20 protein-coding genes are annotated in these 22,903 nt (G+C 67.3%); 11 read left to right on the forward strand and 9 right to left on the reverse strand.

Annotation, left to right across the window (positions count from 1 at the left end):
- The first annotated feature begins 25 nt into the window (after positions 1-25).
- The 4 genes from CFB40_RS03480 (at position 26) to CFB40_RS03500 (ending at position 3,265) form a co-directional block, all read left to right on the forward strand.
- Positions 26-586: a cytochrome b gene (locus CFB40_RS03480; protein ID WP_089424528.1), complete on the forward strand. Its 561-nt coding sequence runs from the start codon at positions 26-28 to the stop codon at positions 584-586.
- Positions 587-594: 8 nt separating this feature from the next.
- Positions 595-1,155 (forward strand): YceI family protein, encoded by a 561-nt coding sequence (locus CFB40_RS03485; protein ID WP_089425844.1) that lies wholly within the window; start codon positions 595-597, stop codon positions 1,153-1,155.
- 65 nt (positions 1,156-1,220) lie between these two features.
- A complete protein-coding gene (locus tag CFB40_RS03490) occupies positions 1,221-1,802 on the forward strand; it encodes a YceI family protein (RefSeq protein WP_089424529.1) in 582 nt (193 codons plus the stop codon).
- A 185-nt stretch (positions 1,803-1,987) separates the two neighbouring features.
- The gene (locus CFB40_RS03500) at positions 1,988-3,265 is read left to right on the forward strand and encodes an MFS transporter (protein WP_089424530.1); all 1,278 of its coding nucleotides are present in this window, start codon (positions 1,988-1,990) and stop codon (positions 3,263-3,265) included.
- 18 nt (positions 3,266-3,283) lie between these two features.
- On the opposite strand, the gene CFB40_RS03505 is transcribed toward CFB40_RS03500, so the two are convergent.
- From CFB40_RS03505 to queA, 6 genes are all read right to left on the reverse strand, one after another.
- Positions 3,284-4,840 (reverse strand): S41 family peptidase, encoded by a 1,557-nt coding sequence (locus CFB40_RS03505; RefSeq protein ID WP_179255248.1) that lies wholly within the window; start codon positions 4,838-4,840, stop codon positions 3,284-3,286.
- A gap of 204 nt (positions 4,841-5,044) precedes the next feature.
- A complete protein-coding gene (gene secF / locus CFB40_RS03510; protein WP_089424532.1) occupies positions 5,045-5,995 on the reverse strand; it encodes a protein translocase subunit SecF in 951 nt (316 codons plus the stop codon).
- Between the two features lie 16 nt (positions 5,996-6,011).
- Positions 6,012-8,033 (reverse strand): protein translocase subunit SecD, encoded by a 2,022-nt coding sequence (secD, locus tag CFB40_RS03515; RefSeq protein ID WP_089424533.1) that lies wholly within the window; start codon positions 8,031-8,033, stop codon positions 6,012-6,014.
- Between the two features lie 106 nt (positions 8,034-8,139).
- The gene (gene yajC / locus CFB40_RS03520) at positions 8,140-8,463 is read right to left on the reverse strand and encodes a preprotein translocase subunit YajC (RefSeq protein WP_006476868.1); all 324 of its coding nucleotides are present in this window, start codon (positions 8,461-8,463) and stop codon (positions 8,140-8,142) included.
- A gap of 256 nt (positions 8,464-8,719) precedes the next feature.
- Positions 8,720-9,919, reverse strand: coding sequence for a tRNA guanosine(34) transglycosylase Tgt (gene tgt, locus CFB40_RS03525; RefSeq protein WP_089424534.1), 1,200 nt, complete (start codon positions 9,917-9,919; stop codon positions 8,720-8,722).
- A gap of 163 nt (positions 9,920-10,082) precedes the next feature.
- A complete protein-coding gene (queA, locus tag CFB40_RS03530; RefSeq protein ID WP_089424535.1) occupies positions 10,083-11,150 on the reverse strand; it encodes a tRNA preQ1(34) S-adenosylmethionine ribosyltransferase-isomerase QueA in 1,068 nt (355 codons plus the stop codon).
- Between the two features lie 167 nt (positions 11,151-11,317).
- On the opposite strand from queA, the gene recG reads away from it, so the two are divergent.
- The 7 genes from recG to ubiA all read left to right on the forward strand — a co-directional run bounded on the left by recG (position 11,318) and on the right by ubiA (position 19,517).
- Positions 11,318-13,648: an ATP-dependent DNA helicase RecG gene (gene recG / locus CFB40_RS03535; protein ID WP_089430619.1), complete on the forward strand. Its 2,331-nt coding sequence runs from the start codon at positions 11,318-11,320 to the stop codon at positions 13,646-13,648.
- Positions 13,649-13,773: 125 nt separating this feature from the next.
- A complete protein-coding gene (locus CFB40_RS03540; RefSeq protein ID WP_043189592.1) occupies positions 13,774-14,733 on the forward strand; it encodes a hydrogen peroxide-inducible genes activator in 960 nt (319 codons plus the stop codon).
- A gap of 393 nt (positions 14,734-15,126) precedes the next feature.
- Positions 15,127-15,255 carry a hypothetical protein gene (locus CFB40_RS38955; RefSeq protein WP_256976531.1) on the forward strand — a complete coding sequence of 43 codons (129 nt, stop codon included), beginning with the start codon at positions 15,127-15,129 and terminating at the stop codon, positions 15,253-15,255.
- A gap of 100 nt (positions 15,256-15,355) precedes the next feature.
- Complete coding sequence (gene katG, locus CFB40_RS03550) at positions 15,356-17,542, forward strand: catalase/peroxidase HPI (RefSeq protein WP_089424537.1); 2,187 nt, start codon at positions 15,356-15,358, stop codon at positions 17,540-17,542.
- 102 nt (positions 17,543-17,644) lie between these two features.
- The gene (locus CFB40_RS38530; RefSeq protein WP_179255249.1) at positions 17,645-17,785 is read left to right on the forward strand and encodes a hypothetical protein; all 141 of its coding nucleotides are present in this window, start codon (positions 17,645-17,647) and stop codon (positions 17,783-17,785) included.
- A 104-nt stretch (positions 17,786-17,889) separates the two neighbouring features.
- Positions 17,890-18,378, forward strand: a complete 489-nt coding sequence (gene dpsA / locus CFB40_RS03555) for a non-specific DNA-binding protein DpsA (RefSeq protein ID WP_089430621.1) — start codon at positions 17,890-17,892, stop codon at positions 18,376-18,378.
- A 275-nt stretch (positions 18,379-18,653) separates the two neighbouring features.
- Positions 18,654-19,517, forward strand: a complete 864-nt coding sequence (ubiA, locus tag CFB40_RS03560; protein ID WP_089424539.1) for a 4-hydroxybenzoate octaprenyltransferase — start codon at positions 18,654-18,656, stop codon at positions 19,515-19,517.
- 155 nt (positions 19,518-19,672) lie between these two features.
- Here ubiA and proC read toward each other — a convergent pair whose 3' ends face one another.
- From proC to glcF, 3 genes are all read right to left on the reverse strand, one after another.
- Entirely contained in the window at positions 19,673-20,485 is an 813-nt protein-coding gene (proC, locus tag CFB40_RS03565) for a pyrroline-5-carboxylate reductase (protein WP_089430622.1), read from the reverse strand.
- Positions 20,486-20,536: 51 nt separating this feature from the next.
- Positions 20,537-21,235 (reverse strand): YggS family pyridoxal phosphate-dependent enzyme, encoded by a 699-nt coding sequence (locus tag CFB40_RS03570; protein WP_089425846.1) that lies wholly within the window; start codon positions 21,233-21,235, stop codon positions 20,537-20,539.
- 131 nt (positions 21,236-21,366) lie between these two features.
- Positions 21,367-22,593 (reverse strand): glycolate oxidase subunit GlcF, encoded by a 1,227-nt coding sequence (gene glcF / locus CFB40_RS03575; protein ID WP_089424541.1) that lies wholly within the window; start codon positions 22,591-22,593, stop codon positions 21,367-21,369.
- Positions 22,594-22,903 lie beyond the last annotated feature (310 nt).

Below are 22,903 nucleotides of genomic sequence, written 5' to 3' on the forward strand. Positions count from 1 at the left end.
CGTTCGCTGAACTGAGGAATCCAAGATGGCATCGAAATCGCTGCCGGCCAGGCCGGTACGCTATACGCAGACGGCGATCGCGCTGCACTGGCTGATCGCGCTGCTGATCGTCTGCGCGTTCGCGCTGGGCTGGGTGATGACCGACATCCCCGGCTTCACGCCGACCAAGCTGAAGTACTTCTCGTGGCACAAGTGGATCGGCGTGACGGTATTCGCGCTGGCCGTCGCGCGCGTGCTGTGGCGTGCGACCCACGTGCCGCCGGCGCTGCCGGGCGGCACGCCCGCGTGGCAGCGTGCGGCGTCGCACGGCGTGCACATCCTGCTGTACCTGCTGATGATCGTGATTCCGGTGACGGGCTACCTGTACAGCTCGGCGTCGAACATCCCGGTCGTCTATCTCGGCATCGTGCCGCTGCCGCGGCTGATCGACCCCGATCCGGTGCTGAAGGAAACCTTCAAGACGCTTCACGTGTCATTGAATTACATTCTGCTTGCGCTCGTTTCGCTGCACGTGGTCGCGGCGCTCAAGCACCAGTTGTTGGACCGCGACGGCCTGCTGTCGCGGATGCTTCCCTTTGCCAAATGAAGGATCCCATGAAAGTGTCTTTCTCCCGCTCCATGCTGACCGCGTTCGCCGCGGCGTCACTTGTCGCGTCGGGCGCGGCGCTCGCCGATGTCGATCTCGCGAAGAGCAAGGTGTCCGCCGTGTCGAAGCAGATGAACGTGCCGACCGAAGGCGCGTTCAAGAAGTTTTCCGCGCAGGTGAAGTTCGACCCGGCGAAAGCCGCGCAGGGCAGCGCCCAGATGACGATCGACGTCGCCAGCTATGACCTCGGCGACAAGATGTACAACGACCAGGTCGCCGGCAAGGACTGGTTCGACGCGAAGGCGTATCCGCAGGCCACGTTCGTGTCGTCGGCGATCGCGCCGGCGGGCGGCAACAAGTACAACGTGACCGGCAAGCTGACGATCAAGGGCAAGTCCGAGAACGTCACGGTGCCCGTCACGGTCACGCAGAGCGGCGCGACGCAGACCTTCGACGGCGTGCTGCCGATCAAGCGCTCGGCGTTCAACGTCGGCACCGGCGAGTGGAAGGACACGTCGGTCGTCGCGGACGAAGTGCAGATCAAGTTCCATCTCGTCGCCACCAAGTAAGCGGCGCACTGTCGCCTCACCCGAATGCCGCGCGAGGGCGCGGCGCTGTTCCAAGGAGAAAAGGTTTGAAAAAGCAACTGATCATCGCCGCAGGCGCGCTGGCAGCGTCGCTGTCGTTCTCGGCATTCGCCGAAAGCGTCACGTACCAGTTCGACCCGAGCCACACGTACCCGAGCTTCGAGGCTGACCACATGGGCGGCCTGTCGGTCTGGCGCGGCAAGTTCGACAAGTCGAGCGGCTCCGTGACGCTCGACCGCGCGGCGAAGACGGGGACGGTCGACGTGACGACCGACATCGCGTCGATCCACACCGGCAGCACGAAGCTCGACGAGCATCTGCAGACGGCCGAGTTCTTCGACGTCGCCAAGTTCCCGCAGGCGAACTACAAGGGCGCGATCAAGTTCGACGGCGACAAGCCGGTATCGGTGGTCGGCAACCTGACGCTGCATGGCGTCACGAAGCCGGTCACGCTGAAGATCGACTCGTTCAAGTGCATGCCGCACCCGATGCTCAAGCGTGAAGTGTGCGGCGTCGACGCGGTCGGCGAATTCGACCGCAGCGATTTCGGCCTCGACTACGGCAAGCAGTACGGCTTCAAGATGAAGACGAAGCTGCTGATCACGGCCGAAGCGCTCAAGCAGCAGTAAGCCCGCCGGTCCGGCCGGCCTTCGCGCCGGCCCGTCGCGAGCCCGCCGCCGCGTTCCCGTCAGGGGGCGCGGCGGTTTTTATTTGCGCGCCTATAATCGCCCGAGCGCCGTACCCGGCGCCGGGCAGGCCGACGGCGCGCGAGCGGCCGCCTCGAACAGAACGTACAACGACAAGGAGATCGCCGATGCATGCCGTCACGCAGTCCCGTTCCATTGCCTCGTCGCCGCGCGTGTGGCGCGCGGTGGTCGCCGCGTCGATCGGCAATGCGCTCGAGTGGTTCGATCTCGTCGTCTACGGCTTCTTCGCGGTGACGATCTCGAAGCTGTTCTTCCCGGCCGGCAACGACACCGTGTCGCTGCTGCTCACGCTCGGCACGTTCGGCGTGTCGTTCTTCATGCGCCCGCTCGGCGCGATCGTGCTCGGCGCGTATGCCGACCGCGCCGGCCGCAAGGCCGCGCTCACGCTGTCCATCCTGCTGATGATGGGCGGCACGCTGATCATCGCGGTGCTGCCGACCTACGAGACGATCGGCGTCGCGGCGCCGGTGATCCTCGTCGCCGCGCGGCTGATGCAGGGTTTCTCGGCCGGCGGCGAGTTCGGCAGCGCGACCGCGTTCCTCGCCGAGCACGTGCCGGGCCGGCGCGGCTTCTTCGCGAGCTGGCAGGTCGCGAGCCAGGGGCTCACGACGCTGCTCGCCGCCGGCTTCGGCACCGTGCTGAACGCGCAGCTCACGGCCGCGCAGATGGCGTCGTGGGGCTGGCGCGTGCCGTTCTTCTTCGGCCTGCTGCTCGGGCCGGTCGCGTACTACATCCGCACGAAGGTCGACGAGACCCCCGAATTCCTCGCGGCGGAAGGCACCGCGAACCCGCTGCGCGACACGTTCGCTTCGCACAAGGCGCGCCTCGTCGCCGCGATGGGCGTGGTCGTGCTCGGCACGGTCGCGACTTATCTCGTGCTGTTCATGCCGACCTACGGCGTGAAGCAGCTCGGCCTCGCGCCGTCGGCCGCGTTCGCGGCGATCCTGGTGGTCGGTGTGATCCAGATGGCGTTCGCGCCGCTCGTCGGCCACTGGTCGGACACCTACGGCCGCGTGCGCGTGATGATCGCGCCGGCCATCGGCATCCTCGTGCTGATCTATCCGGCGTTCGCGTACCTGGTCGCGCATCCGGGCTTCGGCACGCTGATCGCGCTGCAGGTGCTGCTCGCGTTCCTGATGACGGGCTACTTCGCGGCGCTGCCGGGTTTGCTGTCGGAAGTGTTTCCGGTGCAGACGCGCACGACCGGGATGTCGCTCGCGTATAACGTCGCGGTGACGATCTTCGGCGGCTTCGGGCCGTTCATCATCGCGTGGCTGATCAAGGCGACCGGAATGAAGACCGCGCCGAGCTTCTACCTGATGTTCGCGGCCGTGCTGAGCCTCGTGGCGCTGGTCGTGCTGCGCAAGCGGTTCGGGTTCCGGTAACGGGACGGGCGGCGCGCGTCAGTTGCCGGCGCGCTCGCACACGGGTTGGGCGGGCATCAACTGCGGCCTGGCTTCGACGGTTCGCACCGGGCGCCCGGCGAGCGCCGCCAGCGCCTGACCGAGCTGCCAGTCGGTGGCCGTGCCGAACTCGCGCTGCGGCAGCGCCGCGCTCTTCGCGGTATCGATCTTCGCGAGCGCTCGCTGCTCGCGCCGCTTCTGCCGTTCCTTGCGCACCTTCGCGAACGGATCGGGCGCCAGCCGGTCCGCATACGGCGCGCGGGCGAGATCGGCTTCCCGGTACCACAGCAGCACGCCGTCGACGTCCGAGTCGCGGCGCGGCGGCACGAGCCAGTCCGGCACGACGCCATAGCCGTCCATCGGGCAGCCGTTCGGCCGCAGGTTGCGCGCGTACGTGAAATTCAGGCGCGTGCCGTCGATCAGGGCGACGCCCGTCTGCGCAAGCCCCTTCCCGTAGGTCGGCATGCCGAGCAGCTTCGCGCGGCCGAGATCCTTCAGCGCCGCCGCGGTCGCTTCGGCCGCCGACGCGCTTTGTCCGTCGACGAGCACGACGAGCGGCACGGTGCGCCACCAGTCGTCCGCCTGCAGCGGCGCGAGCGGATCCTGGCCGTGCATGACCGGCAATGCATAGTCGGGCCAGTTGGTCGTGTAGCGGCGGCGGTTGGCGTCGCCGCGCTCGACCGTCACCATCGCGGTGCGGTCGCGGCCGGCGAACAGCGCGGTGATGCCGATCGCCGCATTGAGCGCGCCGCCGCCGTTGATGCGCAGGTCGAGGATCACGCCTTTCACCGGCGGCCCCGTGCGGCGCGCGGCCTGCACCGCGTCGACGTAGTCGCCGACTGCCGGTTCGGGGAAGCTCGACAGCCGCGTGTACAGGATGTCGCCGTCGAGCCGCTTCGCGGTCGCCGGATGGGGCTTGAGGATCGTCCGCACGGGCGCGAAGCTCAGCACCGCGTGCGACGGGCCGCGCTGGACCGTGAGCTTCAGCGGCACGCCCGCGTCGCCCTTGGCGAGTCTGGTCAGGTCGGCGGGGTCGATGCCGACGACGCTCGTATCGTTCATCGCGACGACGAGATCGTCGGGGCGCACGCCGGCCTGTTCCGCGGGCGCGTCGGGAATCACGTCGACGATGTGCAGCCCGTCGGGCCGCGTCTCGAACACGATGCCGATGCCGGGCGTGCCGTCGCGCGCGCGCCGTTCGTCGTCGCGCCGCTCCTGCTCCTCCTTCGCGTCGAAGAAACGCGCGTACGGCAGCGTCTTGATCCCCGCGTGGGTCGTTGCGTCGAGCAGTGCGCCGATGTCGACGTCGGTCAGGTGCTGCCGCTTCAGGACTTCCACCGCCGCCTTGAGCTCGCAGATCTGCGGCTCCCAGTCGGGCGGGCAGGGCGAGGGCGGTTGGGTGGGGGCGGGCGAAGCGGCTGCGGGCGCCGAAGCGGCAGAAGCGGGCGGGGCGGACGCCGGCTGTTGCGCACCGACGGATGACGCGCACGGCAGGAGCGCGGCCGTGACGGCGGCGCAAACGGCAAGGCGAAGCACGACACGCGTGGGAGGCATCATCGGGACCGCACGTTTGAACGGAGGGCGAAGGCGCTGTCCCGTTGACGCACGGCCGGCGGGTGGCGCGGCGGGACGGTCACGATTGTAGCCGACGTGCGTGACGGGGCAGGGCGAGCGGGCGGCGCGATGCGCGGCGGTGGCGCGGGCATGAAAAAGCCGGCCCAACCGGGCCGGCTTTTCGTCTGTGCCGAAGCAGCGTGGCGCTTAAACCTGCGCGCCTGCGTTCGGATCGTCCGGATCGTGCGCGGACTTCTTTTCCTTGATCAGGTCTTCGCGCTTGATGCCGAGCCACATCGCGAGCGAGCCCGCGACGAACACCGACGAGTAGATGCCGAACATGATGCCGACCGTCAGCGCGAGTGCGAAGTAGTGCAGCGTCGGGCCGCCGAAGAAGAACATCGACAGCACCATCATTTCGGTCGACGTGTGCGTGATGATCGTACGCGACATCGTGGTCGTGATCGCGTGGTTGATCACTTCCTGCACGCTCATCTTGCGTTCGCGGCGGAACGTTTCGCGGATCCGGTCGAAGATGACGACCGACTCGTTGACCGAGTAGCCGAGCACCGCGAGGATCGCCGCGAGCACCGCCAGCGAGAACTCCCACTGGAAGAACGCGAAGAAGCCGAGAATGATCACGATGTCGTGCAGGTTGGCGATGATGCCGGCCACCGCGTACTTCCACTCGAAGCGGAACGACAGGTAGATCACGATGCCGATCACGACGCACGCGAGCGCGAGCAGGCCGTCGGTCGCGAGCTCCCGGCCGACCTGCGGGCCGACGAACTCGACGCGCTGCAGCGTGACGTCCGGGTTCTGCGCCTTCAGCGCGCCCATCACCTGGTCGCTCTGCTGCGCGGACGTGAGGCCTTCCTTCAGCTGCAGGCGGATCAGCACGTTGCGCGACGTGCCGAAGTTCTGCACCTGCGCGTCGGCGTAGCCGAGCTTGCCGAGCGTCGCGCGCACCGGCTCGAGTTCAGCGGCCTGCTGGTACTGCACCTCGATCACCGTCCCGCCGGTGAATTCGACGGACAGGTGCAGCCCGCGGTGGAACAGGAAGAACACGGCGGCGAGGAACGTGACCAGCGAGATCACGTTGAACACCAGCGCGTGCCGCATGAACGGAATGTCTTTACGGATGCGGAAAAATTCCATGGTCTTCTCCGGGGCCTTATTGGGTCGAGCCCGGTTTCTTCGGCGACACGCCCTGCTGCGCGCGGTTGCGCAGCTGCGGCTTGCCGGCGCGCGGCGCGTTGCCCTTCGCGGGGGCGGCGAGCTTCGCGGCGCGTGCGGTGTCGGTCGATTCGTCGGCGTCGGTGAACGACGCGGCGGCAGCGGCGCCTTCCGGCTTCCACACCTGGCCGATCGCGAGCGACTTCAGCTTCTTGCGGCCGCCGTACCAGAGGTTGACGATCCCGCGCGAGAAGAACACCGCGGAGAACATCGACGTCAGGATACCGAGGCAGTGCACGATCGCGAACGCGCGAACCGGGCCCGAGCCGAACGCGAGCAGCGCGAGGCCGGCGATCAGCGTCGTGACGTTCGAGTCGAGAATCGTCGCCCACGCATGCGCGTAGCCGGCCTGGATCGCGGTCTGCGGCGGCTGGCCGGCGCGCAGTTCTTCACGCACGCGCTCGTTGATCAGCACGTTCGCGTCGATCGCCATACCGAGCGCGAGCGCGATGGCGGCGATACCGGGCAGCGTCAGCGTCGCCTGCATCAGCGACAGCACGGCGACGAGCAGCAGCAGGTTCACCGACAGGCCGATCACCGAGATCACGCCGAACAGCATGTAGTACGCGATCATGAACACGGCGATCGCGCAGAAGCCCCAGATCACCGAGTGGATGCCCATCTTGATGTTGTCGGCGCCGAGGCTCGGGCCGATCGTGCGTTCCTCGATGATGTCCATCGGCGCGGCGAGCGAACCGGCGCGCAGCAGCAGCGCGAGGTCGGCCGCGGCTTGCGGCGTCGGCTGGCCGGTGATCTGGAAGCGGTCGCCGAGTTCCGACTGGATCGTCGCGACCGTCAGCACTTCGCCCTTGCCCTTCTCGAACAGCACCATCGCCATCGGCTTGCCGATGTTCTCGCGCGAGACCGCGCGCACCGAGCGGCCACCCGCCGAATCGAGGCGGATGTTGACCGACGGACGCTGGTGATCGTCGAAGCCGGCCGATGCATCGATGATGCGGTCGCCCGTGAAGATCACGTCCTTCTTCAGCAGCACCGGCGCCTGGTTGCCCTGCGTGAACAGCTCTTCACCCGGCGGCACCGGGTCGTTCGGGTTCGGGTGCGTGTTGATCGGGTCGGCGAGGCGCGCCTCGAGCGTCGCGGTGCGGCCGATGATGTCCTTCGCCTTCGCGGTGTCCTGCACGCCCGGCAGCTCGACGACGATGCGGTCGCTACCTTGCTGCTGCAGGATCGGCTCGGACACGCCGAGTTCGTTCACGCGGTTGTGGAGCGTCGTCAGGTTCTGCTTGAGCGCGGCGTCCTCGACGGACTTCTGCACGGCCGGCGTGAACGTGCCGACGACCTGCGTGCCGCCGCCGCCGGGCTGGGTCGCCCATTGCAGTTCGGTGATCGACAGCGCGAGCAGCTTGCGGGCGTCTTCCGCCGTCTGCGCATCGCTGAAGTTGACGACCACGGACTGGTCGACGCGGCTCACGCCGCCGTCGCGGATGTTCTTGTCGCGCAGCAGCGTGCGCGCGTCGGACGCGTCGGAATCGAGCTTCTTCGTGAGCGCGCCCGTCATGTCGACCTGGAGCAGGAAGTGGACGCCGCCACGCAGGTCGAGGCCGAGATACATCGGCAGCGCGTGCAGGGAGGTCAGCCAGCGCGGCGACGCGCTCTGCAGGTTCAGGGCGACGACGTACTGCGGATCGTTCGGGTCGGTGTTCAGCGACTTCTGCAGCAGGTCCTTGACGCGCAGCTGCGTATCGGTGTCCTTCAGGCGCACGCGGATGTTCGCGTTGGTCGCCGTGTTCTCGAAGGTGACGTCGTCCGGCGTGATCTGCGCGGAGGCGAGCGCCGATTCGACCTGGGTCAGCGTGGTCGAGTCGAGCTTGACCGTGGCCTTGCCGCTCGACACCTGCACCGCCGGCGATTCGCCGAAGAAGTTGGGCAATGTGTACAGAAGGCCGATGGCGAGCGCCACGACCATCACGACATATTTCCAGAGTGGATAACGATTCATGAGGGAGCCGAACGGGTGGTTGGCGTGAAAGCGTCGCGTCCGGCGCCGCGGCGGCCCGCTCTCTCAGGCGGGCACGGCGCGGGGAGCCGGACGCTCGGTGAAGGGCTTACAGCGACTTGATCGTGCCCTTCGGCAGAATGGTCGTGACCGCGGCCTTCTGCACGGTGATTTCGGTGCCTTCGGCGATTTCGACGCCGATGTAGCCTTCGGTGACCTTCGTCACCTTGCCCACGAGGCCGCCGCTCGTGACGACTTCGTCGCCCTTGGCCATGGCCGCGAGCATGTTGCGGTGCTCCTTCTGACGCTTCATCTGCGGACGGATCATGATGAAGTAGAGCACGGCAAACATCAGGATGAGCGGCAGGAAGCTCATCAGGCTCGATTCGGCGCCACCGGCACCTTGGGCGAACGCGTTGGAAATGAACGGCACGTTGGTCTCTCCGTAGGGGAAGATCGAAAAATAAGCCGGTTATTCTACCACCGGCCCCATGCGCAAACGGATCGGCAAATGCGCTTTCGGATCAAGCTGTTAAAGCGTGAACCGGTACCGTTGCGACTTGTATGGAAAGGCAATTGTAATGTTTGTCGGTTCCGAGCGGCAGTTGGGACGCGCTTGTTTAGGACGAGTCCCAAAAGATTTTCGATCCGTTTAGTGCTTGTCTTATCAAGGGCGGCGCGACCGTCCGTCAGTCGACCCCTCTGGCGCGATCCTCCGCGAAGCGCTGGCGGAACGCGTCGAACGTGTGGGTCTCGATCGCTTCGCGGATCTCGCTCATCAGCTGCAGGTAGTAGTGCAGGTTGTGGATCGTGTTGAGCTGGGCGCCGAGGATCTCGCCCACGCGGTGCAGGTGATGCAGGTAGCCGCGCGAGAAGTTCTGGCACGTGTAGCACGTGCAGCTCGCATCGAGCGGCTTCAGCGAGTTCTTGTGCGTCGCGTTGCGGATCTTCACGTCGCCGAAGCGCGTGAACAGCCAGCCGTTGCGCGCGTTGCGGGTCGGCATCACGCAGTCGAACATGTCGACGCCGTTGGCGACGCCCTCGACCAGGTCCTCCGGCGTGCCCACGCCCATCAGGTAGTGCGGCTTGTTGGCCGGCAGCTTCGGGCCGACGTGGCGCAGCACGCGCATCATGTCTTCCTTCGGCTCGCCGACCGACAGCCCGCCGATCGCGAGGCCGTGGAAGCCGAGTTCCGCGAGGCCCGCGAGCGATTCGTCGCGCAGGTCCTCGAACATCCCGCCCTGGACGATCCCGAACAGCGCGTTCGGGTTGCCGAGCCGGTTGAACTCGTCGAGCGAGCGCTTCGCCCAGCGCAGCGACATGCGCATCGAGTCGGCCGCTTCCTTGTGTGTGGTCGGCACGCCGTTGGTCGCATACGGCGTGCACTCGTCGAACTGCATCACGACGTCGGAGTTCAGCACCTTCTGGATCTGCATCGACACTTCCGGCGACAGGAACAGCTTGTCGCCGTTGATCGGCGACGCGAACGTCACGCCGTCCTCGGTGATCTTGCGCAGGTCGCCGAGCGAGAACACCTGGAAGCCGCCCGAGTCGGTCAGGATCGGCTTGTTCCAGCCCATGAAGGCGTGCAGGCCGCCGTGCGCGTCGATCGTGTCGAGGCCCGGGCGCAGCCACAGGTGGAACGTGTTGCCGAGGATGATCTGGGCCTTGATCTCGTGCAGCTCGCGCGGCTGGATCGCCTTCACGGTGCCGTACGTGCCGACCGGCATGAAGATCGGCGTCTCGACCACGCCGTGGTTGAGCTTCACGCGGCCGCGGCGCGCATGGCCGTCGGTCGTCAGCAGTTCGAATTCGAGCCCGTTCGCCGGGCGGTCCTGCACGGGGGCGTGCGTATCAGCGTGCGTATCGTGGGATGAACCTTCGGTCATCGTAGGGTGCTCCTTGCTACCGGAAAACAGTCCGGCGCATGTTGGAAACGCCGCCGGAAGCCGGCGGCGGGGAAGAAAACAGGTGCGCGCCATCGTAGCGCGCGCGTCGGGAAAACGGGGGCGCGACGGCCGCGCGGTGCGAGGGCCGTCGCGCATGCCGTGCTTACGCGCTCGGCGCCTCCGGCGTGTCGCGCCGCGTGAGCAGCATCGCGTCGCCGTAGCTGAAGAAGCGGTAGCGCTCGTCGATCGCGTGCCGGTACGCGGCGCGGATCGTCTCCACGCCCGCGAACGCGGACACCAGCATCAGCAGCGTCGACTTCGGCAGGTGGAAGTTCGTGACGAGCCGGTCGACCACGCGGAAACGATAGCCGGGCGTGATGAAGATGTCGGTCTCGGCCTGCGTGGCCGCGAGCGGGCGGCCCGCTTCGTCGGCCGCGCGCGCCGCGGCTTCGAGCGCGCGCATCGACGTCGTGCCGACCGCGATCACGTTGCCGCCGCGCGCACGGGTCGCGGCGATCTTGTCGACGAGCGACTGCGGCAGGTCGTACCACTCGCTGTGCATCTTGTGCTCGGCGATGTTGTCGACGCGCACCGGCTGGAACGTGCCGGCGCCGACGTGCAGCGTCAGCGTCGCGCGCTCGACGCCCATCGCGTCGAGCCGGTCGAGCATCGGCTGGTCGAAGTGCAGCCCGGCCGTAGGAGCTGCGACCGCGCCCGGGTTGCTCGCGTAGACGGTCTGGTAGCGCGTCTCGTCGGTCGCGTCCGGATCGTGTTCGATATAGGGCGGCAGCGGCAGGCGGCCGTACTGCTCGATCAGGTCGAGGCACGGCGCAGGGAAGTTCAGCGTGAAGAACGGGTCGACGCGCTCGCCCACCGTCACGTCGAACGCATCGGCGAGCCGCAGCGTCGTGCCGGCGCCCGGCGACTTGCTCGCGCGGATCTGCGCGAGCGCCGTGTGCGTGCCGGTCACGCGCTCGATCAGCACCTCGATCTTGCCGCCGCTGGCCTTCTGGCCGAAGAAACGCGCCTTCAGCACCTTGGTATCGTTGAAGACGAGCAGGTCGCCGGCCGCGATGCACGACGGCAGCGCGGTGAAATGGCGGTCGACCAGGCGTGCGGGCGCGACGGTGCCGTCGACCTCGAGCAGGCGGCTCGCGGTGCGATCGGGCAGCGCGGTTTGTGCAATCAGCTCGGGAGGCAGATTGAAATCGAAATCGGAAAGCGTGAACATGCGGGCTGGTTCGAAGCGGCCGGCGGGCGTCGCCGGCGGGGCGGAAACGCGTAAATCGGGCGCGCGAGCCGCTATGATGGCGGGATGCGCGGCCTGGCCGGCGTCGTTCGTTCGGACGACGTGAAAGCCGCTATTGTACTTGCCTTGCGAAGCACCCAGACGATCCGATGCCTGTGTCACCACGCCGTTCCCCCGCTGCCGTTGCCGATTCCGCCGATCCGTTCGACGCGGACGATGTCGCGCCGCCCGCGCAACGCGCGGGCGAGCGTGATTCCGCCGAGCGCGCCGCCCCGCGCCGCGCCGGACCGAAGCGCGGCGCCGACGGCAGGCTCGCGCAGCCGGCCGCCGCCGCGCCCGATGCCGATGGCGCGGCTGAAAGCGACGCGGCAGGCGCGGCCGGCGCGAAGCGCAAGAAGAAGGCCGCCGCCGATAAACCCGTGAAGACGGTCGACAAGCTCGCGAAGCTCGGCCTCACGCGCTCGATCGATCTCGTGCTGCATCTGCCGATGCGCTACGAGGACGAAACCACGCTCACGCCGATCGGCGAGCTGCTGCCGGGCGGCATCGCGCAGACCGAAGGCGTCGTGTTCGACAACGAGGTCGCATACCGGCCGCGCCGCCAGCTGGTCGTGAAGATCCAGGACGACGACGGCGAGCATCTCGTGCTGCGCTTCCTGAATTTCTACGGCTCGCAGGTCAAGCAGATGGCCGTCGGCCAGCGGCTGCGCGTGCGCGGCGACGTGCGCGGCGGTTTCTTCGGGATGGAGATGGTGCATCCGGCGGTGCGCGTGGTCGAAGCGGATGCACCGCTGCCGCAGGTGCTCACGCCCGTCTATCCGAGCACGGCCGGCGTGTCGCAGGCCTATCTGCGCAAGGCGATCGAGAACGCGGTCGAGCGCACGCCGCTGCCCGAGCTGCTGCCGCCCGAGATCCAGCGCGACTATCTGAAGCCGCTCGACGTGCCGACGCTCGAGCAGGCGGTGCGCATCCTGCACCACCCGCGCGTCGATTCCGACGAAGCCGCGCTGATGGACGGCTCGCATCCGGCGTGGACGCGCATCAAGTTCGAGGAGCTGCTCGCGCAGCAGTTGTCGCTCAAGCGGGCGCACGAGGAGCGCCGCACGCGTGCGGCGCCCGCGATGCCGCGCCGCGCCGCGAGCGATGCCGAGGCACTGACGACCCGGCTCTACGCCGCGCTGCCGTTCACGCTGACGGGCGCGCAGGCGCGCGTCGTCGACGAAATCGCGAACGATCTTACCCTTGCGCACCCGATGCAGCGCCTGCTGCAAGGCGACGTCGGCAGCGGCAAGACGGTCGTCGCGGCGCTGGCCGCCACGCAGGCGATCGACGCCGGCTACCAGGCCGCGCTGATGGCGCCCACCGAAATCCTCGCGGAGCAGCACGCGCGCAAGCTGCGCGCGTGGCTCGAGCCGCTGGGCGTCACGGTCGCGTGGCTCGCGGGCAGCCTGAAGGCGAAGGAGAAGCGCGCGGCGATCGAGGCGGCCGCGCTCGGCACCGCGCAGCTCGTGATCGGCACGCACGCGATCATCCAGGACACGGTCGAATTCGCGCGGCTCGGCCTCGTGATCGTCGACGAACAGCACCGCTTCGGCGTCGAGCAGCGGCTCGCGCTGCGTGCGAAGGCCGCGAACGCGGCCAACGGCGCGCGCGACTTCCAGCCGCACCAGCTGATGATGTCGGCCACGCCGATTCCGCGCACGCTCGCGATGACGTATTACGCCGATCTCGAAGTCTCGACGATCGACGAGCTGCCGCCGGGCCGCACGCCGGTGCTGACGCGCCTCGTCGGCGATGCGCGGCGCGAGGAGGTGATCGCCCGCGTGCGCGAGGCCGCGCTGACCGGGCGCCAGGTGTACTGGGTGTGCCCGCTGATCGAGGAGAGCGAGACGCTGCAGCTGCAGACGGCCGTCGAGACATACGAGACGCTGGCCGCCGCGCTCCCGGAGCTGAAGGTCGGGCTCGTGCACGGCCGGCTGTCGCCGGCCGACAAGGCGGCCGTGATGGAAGCGTTCACGCGCAACGACGTGCAACTGCTCGTCGCGACGACCGTGATCGAGGTCGGCGTCGACGTGCCGAACGCGTCGCTGATGGTGATCGAGCACGCCGAGCGTTTCGGCCTTGCGCAGCTGCACCAGCTGCGCGGCCGGGTCGGGCGCGGCACCGCGGCGTCGGTGTGCGTGTTGCTGTACACGGGGCCGCTGTCGCTGACGGGCCGCGAGCGGCTGAAGACGATGCGCGAGACGACCGACGGCTTCGAGATCGCGCGGCGCGACCTCGAGATCCGCGGCCCCGGCGAATTCCTCGGCGCACGCCAGTCGGGCGCGGCGATGCTGCGCTTCGCGAACCTCGAGACCGACGGCTGGTTGATCGAGCCGGCCCGCGAAGCCGCGTCGCGGCTGATTGCCGCGTATCCGGAGGTCGTCACGCAGCATCTCGCGCGCTGGCTCGGTGCGCGGGAGCAGTATCTGAAGGCCTGATCCGCGGGTCCGGGCCGGATTTAAAACCGCCGTTTGAAGCATTCCGATGCTGAGAAACTTGGCGAACCGGTGTCACAGGGTGTATAAATTAAACCTATCGCTTGTATATCTCTGATTGACCCACAATGACGCTGACTGAATTGAAATACATCGTCGCGGTCGCGCGCGAACGGCATTTCGGCCGCGCGGCCGAAGCATGCTTCGTGAGCCAGCCGACGCTGTCGGTGGCGATCAAGAAGCTCGAAGACGAGCTCAACGTGCAGATTTTCGAACGCGGCGCGAGCGAAGTGAGCGTCACGCCGATCGGTGACCAGATCGTCACGCAGGCGCAGCGCGTGCTCGAGCAGACTTTCGCGATCAAGGAGATCGCGAAGCAGGGCAAGGATCCGCTGGTCGGCCCGTTCCGCCTCGGTGTGATCTACACGATCGGGCCCTATCTGCTGCCGACGCTCGTCAAGCAGATGATCCAGCGTGTCCCGCAGATGCCGCTGATGCTGCAGGAAAACTACACGCTGAAGCTGCTCGAACTGCTCAAGCAGGGCGAGATCGACGCCGCGATCATGGCGCTGCCGTTCCCGGAAACCGGCCTGATGGTGCGCCCGCTGTACGACGAACCGTTCGTCGTCGCGCTGCCCGCCGGCCATCCGTGGGAGAAGCGCGAGGAAATCGACGCCGAGGATCTCAAGCAGGAAACCATGCTGCTGCTCGGCAACGGCCACTGCTTCCGCGATCACGTGCTCGGCGTGTGCCCGGAACTGATGCGCTTCTCGCAGACGGCCGACGGCATCCAGAAGACCTTCGAGGGCTCGTCGCTCGAGACGATCCGCCACATGGTCGCAAGCGGTGTCGGCATCACCGTGCTGCCGCGGATGTCGGTCGCCGAGGTCGGCCCGCGCGCGAATGGCCCCGATGCCGAACTGCTGTCATACGTGCCGTTCAACGAGCCGGTGCCCGACCGCCGCGTGGTGCTCGTGTGGCGCAAGAGCTTCACGCGGATGCCCGCGATCGACGCGATCAGCGACGCGATTTCCGCGTGTGAGCTGCCGGGTGTCGCGAAGCTCGACATGCCGGCGACGATGAACTGAGCACGCTCCTGCATGCGCGTGTGGCAGCACGATGAACGGGGTCTTGCGACCCCGTTTATTTTTCTCTATCGAATAGATGAAATTTATCAAATTCAATTAATCGATAGATGTAGATAGAATCTTCTCCATGGATCGGCGTGATGTCGACGACCGATCAGCACGTTGGATGCAAGCGTCAAAGGAGGATGTCATGATGCGGTCGGTATTGCAGCACGCGCAGCGGAACATCCCGTCGCGCGACGCGGTCGTACATCGCGCCAGGGCGGCGGTTCGCAGCCTGCGTCCGATTGCGTTCGCGTACCTGGCGGACCGTGTGTATGGCGGATGAGTGCCGCCGCACACCGGTCCTGTGTTCCCCCGACTAACTGCCGCCGAGCCATGAGGGAGCATTGCATGTCCGATACCCGAAAAGCCGCCCGCCTCGCCGGCACGACGACTGCCGGCAGCCGCTTTCCCGAGCGCCCCGCCTGCGGCGCGTCGCAGCGGGAAAGCGGGTCGCAGGCCGCGCACGACGTCCCGTAGTACGACAGGAGGAACCGCCTGTTCCGTTTCATCCCCCCGCAATGCTCCACGAACCGCGCCTGGCACGTGGGGGCCTACGAGCAAGACAAGGAGAAAAAGCATGTCGAACGAAACGAAGTGCCCGTTCAACCACACCGCTGGTGGCGGCACGACGAACAAGGACTGGTGGCCGAATCAGCTGAACCTGAACATCCTGCATCGGCATTCGGCGCTGTCCGATCCGATGGACAAGGATTTCGACTACGCCGAAGCGTTCAAGAAGCTGGACCTCGAGGCGGTGAAGCAGGACCTGCACGCACTGATGACGGCGTCGCAGGACTGGTGGCCGGCCGACTTCGGCCACTATGGCGGCCTGTTCGTCCGCATGGCCTGGCACAGCGCCGGCACGTACCGCACGGCCGACGGCCGCGGCGGCGCGGGCGGCGGGCAGCAGCGCTTCGCGCCGCTCAACAGCTGGCCGGACAACGTCAGCCTCGACAAGGCGCGCCGCCTGCTGTGGCCGATCAAGCAGAAGTACGGCCGCAACATCTCGTGGGCCGACCTGCTGATCCTGACCGGCAACGTCGCGCTCGAATCGATGGGCTTCAAGACTTTCGGCTACGCCGGCGGCCGCGTCGATACGTGGGAACCGGACGACGTGTACTGGGGTTCGGAAAAGATCTGGCTGGAACTGAGCGGCGGCCCGAACAGCCGCTACTCGGGCAAGCGCGAGCTCGAAAGCCCGCTCGCCGCGGTGCAGATGGGCCTGATCTACGTGAACCCGGAAGGTCCGGACGGCAACCCCGACCCGGTCGCCGCCGCGCATGACATCCGCGAGACGTTCGCGCGCATGGCGATGAACGACGAAGAGACGGTCGCGCTGATCGCGGGCGGCCATACGTTCGGCAAGACGCACGGCGCCGGTCCGGCGTCGAACGTCGGCCCCGAGCCGGAAGCCGCGGGCCTCGAGCAGCAGGGGCTCGGCTGGAAGAGCACGTTCGGCACGGGCAAGGGCAAGGATGCCATCACGAGCGGCCTCGAAGTCACGTGGACGTCGACGCCGACGCAGTGGAGCAACGACTTCTTCAAGCACCTGTTCAGCTACGAGTGGGAGCTCACGAAGAGCCCGGCCGGCGCGCACCAGTGGGTCGCGAAGGACGCGGGCGAGGTGATTCCGGATGCATTCGACGCGTCGAAGAAGCATCGCCCGACGATGCTGACGACCGACCTGTCGCTGCGGTTCGATCCGGCCTACGAGAAGATTTCGCGCCGTTTCTACGAGAACCCGGCCGAGTTCGCCGACGCGTTCGCGCGCGCATGGTTCAAGCTTACGCACCGCGACATGGGCCCGCGTTCCCGCTATCTCGGCCCGGACGTGCCGGCGGAACATCTGCTGTGGCAGGACCCGATCCCGGCGGTCGATCACCCGCTGATCGACGCCGCCGACGTCGCCGAGCTGAAGGCGAAGGTGCTGGCCACGGGCCTGTCGGTGTCGCAGCTCGTGTCGACCGCATGGGCGTCGGCTGCGACGTTCCGCGGGTCGGACAAGCGCGGCGGCGCGAACGGTGCGCGTATCCGCCTGGCGCCGCAGAAGGACTGGGAAGTGAACCGTCCGGCTGAACTCGCGACGGTGCTCGAGACGCTCGAAGGCGTGCAGAAGGCGTTCAACGATGCGCAGACGGGCGGCAAGAAGGTGTCGCTCGCCGACCTGATCGTGCTGGCCGGTGCGGCCGGTGTCGAGCAGGCTGCGAAGAACGCGGGCGTCGCGGTGACGGTGCCGTTCGCACCGGGCCGTGCGGATGCGTCGCAGGAAGAGACCGATATCGAAGCAATGGCCGTGCTCGAGCCGGTCGCGGACGGTTTCCGCAACTACTTGAAGAGCGCATACAAGACGCCGGCCGAGGCGCTGCTGGTCGACAAGGCGCAACTGCTGACGCTGACCGCGCCCGAGATGACGGTGCTCGTCGGTGGCCTGCGCGTGCTGGGTGCGAACGCCGGCGATGCGAAGCTGGGCGTGTTCACCGATCGTCCGGAAGCGCTGACGAACGACTTCTTCGTGAACCTGCTCGACATGGGCACGGAATGGAAGCCGGTGTCGGCCGCGAACGACGTGTTCGAAGGGCGCGATCGGGCGACGGGCCAGGTCAAGTGGACGGGCTCGCGCGTCGACCTGATCTTCGGCTCGCATGCGCAACTGCGTGCACTGGCCGAGGTGTACGGCAGCGCGGATGCGAAGGAGAAGTTCGCGCACGACTTCGTCGCGGCCTGGAACAAGGTGATGAACCTGGACCGCTTCGACCTCGCGTAAGCGTCGCTGCGCGGTAGTGCGGTGAGGCAGTAACGGGAAACGGCCGGTCGTCCGACCGGCCGTTTCTTCCTGACCCTGAGTGTTGTTGAAGGAGTGACGATCATGACGCAAATGATGTTGAGAACGCGCGCTGTACTGGCGTCGCCGGCAGAGGTCGCGCGATACGTCGTCGGATCCGCCATCGTCATCGGCGGGGCGGCCGAACTGGTGTCGCAGGCGCTGCACGCGATCGCGGCCGCCTGAGCGCGGCGTTTCGCGCGCCACGCGCGTGCGGCTGGTGTGGTATCAATAGGCAGGTAGTCCGATTCACTTTCATTGCCCTGCTTCATTGAATAAGGAGTCCGAACATGGCCAGGAAAACTCAAGCTGCCCAGATCAACATCGGCATCAGCGACAAGGACCGCAAGAAGATCGCGGAAGGCCTGTCGCGCCTGCTTGCCGATACGTTCACGCTGTACCTGAAGACCCACAATTTCCACTGGAACGTCACGGGCCCGATGTTCAACACGCTGCACCTGATGTTCGAGGAGCAGTACAACGAATTGTGGCTCGCGGTCGATTCAGTCGCCGAACGCATTCGCACGCTCGGCGTCGTCGCGCCGGGCACCTTCGGTGATTTCGCGAAACTGTCGTCGGTGCCGGAAGCGAACGGTGTGCCCGCTGCCGAAGACATGATCCGCCGGCTCGTCGAAGGGCACGAGGCCGTCGTGCGTACCGCGCGTGCGATCTTTCCGCTTGCCGATGCGGCGAGCGACGAGCCGACCGCCGACCTGCTGACGCAGCGCCTGCAAATTCATGAAAAAACCGCGTGGATGCTGCGGTCGTTGCTCGCGTAGGCGTGCAACGCGCGGCAGGCTGGCCGAAGCCTGCGCATCGTGACTCCGGCCCTGATTGATTCACCGTCGTCGGGCCGAACCCAGTCCGGCGCGCTGCGCGGATCCGTGCGTGCGCCGGCTCTGTCCCTTGATTGATGCGCGTTGCCGCTCGGCCATGTGCAGCGGGCGCGGGCAGCGCGCCGGCGTCCGGCCGCGAGCGCCCGCGGGCCTTGCCGACATGACGCGAAGCGCCGCTCGGCTCTAAAATGCCGGGGTTATCTTCCCGGTGCTTCGCCATGCTTGCCCGCTTTCCCCTGTATCTGCGGCTCGTCCGGATGGACAAGCCGATCGGCAGCCTGCTGCTGCTGTGGCCGACGCTCAACGCGCTGTGGATCGCGTCCGACGGCCATCCGCGCTGGCCGCTGCTCGTGATCTTCTCGCTCGGCACGCTGCTGATGCGCTCGGCCGGCTGCGCGATGAACGATTACGCCGACCGCGACTTCGACCGCCATGTAAAGCGCACGGCCGACCGGCCGCTGACGTCGGGCAAGATCCGCGCATGGGAGGCCATCGCGATCGCGGTCGGGCTCGCGTTCATCTCGTTCCTGCTGATCCTGCCGCTCAACACGCTGACGAAGCAGCTGTCCGTCGTCGCGCTGTTCGTCGCGGGCTCGTATCCGTTCATGAAGCGCTTCTTTGCGATTCCGCAGGCCTATCTGGGCATCGCGTTCGGCTTCGGCATCCCGATGGCGTTCGCGGCCGTGCAGGACACGGTGCCGACGATCGCGTGGGTGATGTTGGTCGCGAACATCTTCTGGTCGGTCGCGTACGATACGGAATACGCGATGGTCGATCGCGACGACGACATCAAGATCGGCATCCGCACGTCCGCGCTGACGTTCGGCCGCTTCGACGTCGCGGCCGTGATGCTGTGCTACGCGGTGACGCTCGGCATCTACGTGTGGATCGGCGTGACGCTCGGCTTCGGCCTCGCATACTGGGCCGGCTGGGCGGCGGCGGTCGGCTGCGCGCTGTATCACTACACGCTGATCAAGGATCGCGAGCGGATGCCGTGCTTCGCGGCGTTCCGGCACAACAACTGGCTCGGCGGCGTGCTGTTCGCCGGGATCGCCGTGCATTACCTGCTGGCGGGCAGCTGAATTTCGCGATCGCACCGCAGGCGGTATGCGATGCTAGACGCGGTACCAACAAAAAAGCGGCCTCGGCCGCTTTTTTGTTGTTCGTGCAAATCAGCATAACGGGGCGGGGCGCCCAACGCGTACAGTGAGCGCCGGGCCGGCCACCGCAGGCGCGCTCACGCGCGGCCGAGCTCGTCGCCCATTTCCTTCGCACGCGCTTCGGCCGCGAGCGCACCGCGCACGATCGCATCCTTCACGCCTTGCGCGTCGAACGACGCGAGCGCGGCGGCCGTCGTGCCGCCCTTCGACGTCACGCGCTCGCGCAGCACGCTCGCCGGCTCACCGGATTGCGCGGCCAGTTGCGCGGCACCCGTGAACGTCGCGACCGCGAGCGCACGGCCTTGTTCGTCGTTCATGCCGAGCTGGCGCGCGGCTTCCTGCAGCGCTTCGATGAAATAGAACACGTACGCGGGGCCGCTGCCCGAAATGGCCGTGACGGCGTCGAGCTTCGACTCGTCGTCGAACCAGACGATTTCACCGACTGCACCCAGCACGTTCGACGCGAGTTCGCGGCCCGCCGCGTCGACGCCCGGCAGTGCGGCGAGGCCCGTCACGCCCATGCCGACGAGTGCGGGCGTGTTCGGCATCGTGCGCACGACGCGTGCGTAATCGCCGAGCCAGCGTGCGAGATCGCTGCCGCGGATGCCGGCCGCGATGCTGATCACGAGTTGCGTCTTCAGGTGCGGTGCGAGCGCCTGCGCGACGTCCTTCAGCACCTGCGGCTTCACCGCGAGCACGACCGCGTCGTAGTCGGCGAGCGTCGCGTCGATGGCCGCGCCGGTGCGCACGCCGAACTGCTGGGCGGCGCGCGCGCGTACCTCTTCGTTGACGTCGATGGCATACAGGCCGTCAGCGGCAACGCCGCGCTTGATCAGGCCGCCGATCAGGGCCGCGGCCATGTTGCCGCCGCCGATGAATGCGATTTTCATGATGTCCGATTGAGCGAGTGAGTGAACGGTAGGGCAGAAAGGGCGTGGCGTTCAGTGCGAATAATCGCGCGCGCCGAAGATCGCGGTGCCGACGCGCACGATCGTCGCGCCTTCGAGCACGGCCGCATCGAGATCGGCGGACATGCCCATCGACAACGTGTCGAGCGGCAGGCCGTCGGCACGCAACGTGTCGAACAGCGCGCGCAGCGCACGATGCGGCGCGCGTTGCGCGTCGGTGTCGCCGGCCGGTTCGGGAATCGCCATCAGCCCGCGCAACCGCAGCGACGGCAGCGCGGCGACCGCGCGCGCAACCTCGGCCACGTCGGCCGGCGCAACGCCGCTCTTCGACGCCTCGCCGCTGATGTTCACCTGCACGCAGATGTTGAGCGGCGGCAGGTGCGCGGGGCGCTGTTCCGACAGGCGCTGCGCGATCTTCAGCCGGTCGACCGAATGGACCCAGTCGAAGCGTTCGGCAACCGGGCGCGTCTTGTTCGATTGCAGCGGCCCGATGAAATGCCATTCGAGGTCCGCACGCAGGTCGGCGAGCGCGTCGATCTTGTCGATCGACTCCTGCACGTAGTTTTCGCCGAAGGCACGCTGCCCGGCCGCATGCGCGGCGCGCACGTCGTCGGCGGGAAAGGTTTTGGACACGGCGAGCAGCGACACGGTGGCGGGATCGCGGCCGGCCGCGCGGGCGGCGTCGGCGATGCGGCGATGAACGGAGGCGAGACGGGCGGCGAGATCGGACATGACGGGCACGAAAGCAGGCACGGAAGCGGGCATGGTGCGGATGCGCCGCGGCACGCGACGCATCGATTCGCCCATTATACGGACGCCGTGCGCGAGGCCCAGCGTCCACCCGTCATTCGGATGAGCACGCGCTAGCCGTACAGCAGATGCTCGACGAGCTGGATCCAGTGGGTGACCGGAATCTGCGTGCCGCTTTGCAGGTGCGCGATGCAGCCGATGTTGCCGGAGACGATCATCTGCGGTTCGAGCGCCTGCAGCTTCAGCAGCTTCTGCTTGCGCAACCGGTACGACAGCGACGGCTGCGTCAGCGAATAGGTGCCGGCCGACCCGCAGCACAGATGGCTGTCGGCCGGCAGCCGCACGTCGATGCCGAGCGTCTCGAGCAGGCGTTCGACCTTGCCGCGGGACTGCTGGCCGTGCTGCAGCGTGCACGGCGGGTGGTACGCGACCGTATGGATCGCGCGGCGCCGCGCGAGCGTCGCGAGCTCGGCCTCGAACGCGAGCAGCACGTCGGAGATGTCGCGCGTGAGCGACACGATGCGCTGCGCTTTCTCCGCGTAGGCCGGGTCGTCGCGCAGCAGGTGCGCGTATTCGAGCACCGTCGCGCCGCAGCCCGACGCATTCATCACGATCGCCTCGACACCCTGTTCGACATGGGGCCACCACGCGTCGATGTTGCGGCGCGCGTCGTCGAGCGCTTCGTCGTGATAGTTCAGGTGCAGGCGGATCGCGCCGCAGCAGCCCGCGTCGGGCGAGACGACCGTCTCGATGCCGAGCGCGTCCAGCACGCGCGCGGTCGCGATGTTGATGTTCGGCAGCATCGACGGCTGCACGCAGCCGCCGAGCATCAGCATCTTGCGCGTATGCGTGAGGTGCGGCCATTCGAGCAGCCGCGTGCGCGGCGGCACCTTGTCGCGCAGCCGCTTCGGCAGCAGCGGCCGCACGTGCTGGCCGAGCCGCATCACCGGCGAGAACAGCGCCTCGTTCGGCACCAGGCTCGCGAGCAGGCGGCGCACGAGACGCTGCTGCGCCGGGCGCTGCACCTGCGCCTCGACGTGCTTGCGGCCGATCTCGACGAGCCGGCCGTACTGGACGCCGGACGGGCAGGTCGTCTCGCAGCTGCGGCAGGTGAGGCAGCGGTCGAGGTGCTGCTGAGTGCTGCGCGTGACAGGTGCGCCTTCGACCATCTGCTTGATCAGGTAGATCCGGCCGCGCGGGCCGTCGAGTTCGTCGCCGAGCAACTGGTAGGTCGGGCAGGTCGCGGTGCAGAACCCGCAATGCACGCACTTGCGCAATATCGCGTCGGCTTCGTCGCCGTCGGGCGTATTGCGGATGAAATCGGCGAGGTTCGTTTGCATCGAGCTTAGGGTCTGTTTACCGATGGAACGCACATGCGTTGCCCCGAGAACGGCCGCTCGCGAGGCGCGCGACGCCGCGAATACTGACGTATCGCCAAGGAGCGCAACGCGGCGAGCGGCCGTTCTCGGGGCAACCCCAAATTAAAAAAAACATGTCACGGGAATGCCCGAAATCGCCCGTATGGCGGCGTCGCTGGTCGCTTGTCCCCCAAGGGGACTTCCTTCGGGGCGTTTGGCAAGGCCGAACGGCGCTCCTCACTTCTTGCCCTACGGGCGATTTCGGGCATTCGCATGTGCGTTCCATCGGTAA

It is taken from the genome of Burkholderia sp. AU31652, assembly GCF_002223155.1.
Classification (GTDB): domain Bacteria; phylum Pseudomonadota; class Gammaproteobacteria; order Burkholderiales; family Burkholderiaceae; genus Burkholderia.

Bases quoted from the DNA above. Each gene is read 5' to 3' on its own strand.
- CFB40_RS03480 (WP_089424528.1), top strand. From the start codon at position 26: ATGGCATCGAAATCGCTGCCGGCCAGGCCGGTACGCTATACGCAGACG.
- CFB40_RS03485 (WP_089425844.1), top strand. From the start codon at position 595: ATGAAAGTGTCTTTCTCCCGCTCCATGCTGACCGCGTTCGCCGCGGCG.
- CFB40_RS03500 (WP_089424530.1), top strand. From the start codon at position 1,988: ATGCATGCCGTCACGCAGTCCCGTTCCATTGCCTCGTCGCCGCGCGTG.
- CFB40_RS03505 (WP_179255248.1), bottom strand. From the start codon at position 4,840: ATGATGCCTCCCACGCGTGTCGTGCTTCGCCTTGCCGTTTGCGCCGCC.
- secF (WP_089424532.1), bottom strand. From the start codon at position 5,995: ATGGAATTTTTCCGCATCCGTAAAGACATTCCGTTCATGCGGCACGCG.
- secD (WP_089424533.1), bottom strand. From the start codon at position 8,033: ATGAATCGTTATCCACTCTGGAAATATGTCGTGATGGTCGTGGCGCTC.
- tgt (WP_089424534.1), bottom strand. From the start codon at position 9,919: ATGACCGAAGGTTCATCCCACGATACGCACGCTGATACGCACGCCCCC.
- queA (WP_089424535.1), bottom strand. From the start codon at position 11,150: ATGTTCACGCTTTCCGATTTCGATTTCAATCTGCCTCCCGAGCTGATT.
- recG (WP_089430619.1), top strand. From the start codon at position 11,318: ATGCCTGTGTCACCACGCCGTTCCCCCGCTGCCGTTGCCGATTCCGCC.
- CFB40_RS03540 (WP_043189592.1), top strand. From the start codon at position 13,774: ATGACGCTGACTGAATTGAAATACATCGTCGCGGTCGCGCGCGAACGG.
- CFB40_RS38955 (WP_256976531.1), top strand. From the start codon at position 15,127: ATGTCCGATACCCGAAAAGCCGCCCGCCTCGCCGGCACGACGACTGCC.
- katG (WP_089424537.1), top strand. From the start codon at position 15,356: ATGTCGAACGAAACGAAGTGCCCGTTCAACCACACCGCTGGTGGCGGC.
- CFB40_RS38530 (WP_179255249.1), top strand. From the start codon at position 17,645: ATGACGCAAATGATGTTGAGAACGCGCGCTGTACTGGCGTCGCCGGCA.
- dpsA (WP_089430621.1), top strand. From the start codon at position 17,890: ATGGCCAGGAAAACTCAAGCTGCCCAGATCAACATCGGCATCAGCGAC.
- ubiA (WP_089424539.1), top strand. From the start codon at position 18,654: ATGCTTGCCCGCTTTCCCCTGTATCTGCGGCTCGTCCGGATGGACAAG.
- proC (WP_089430622.1), bottom strand. From the start codon at position 20,485: ATGAAAATCGCATTCATCGGCGGCGGCAACATGGCCGCGGCCCTGATC.
- CFB40_RS03570 (WP_089425846.1), bottom strand. From the start codon at position 21,235: ATGTCCGATCTCGCCGCCCGTCTCGCCTCCGTTCATCGCCGCATCGCC.
- glcF (WP_089424541.1), bottom strand. From the start codon at position 22,593: ATGCAAACGAACCTCGCCGATTTCATCCGCAATACGCCCGACGGCGAC.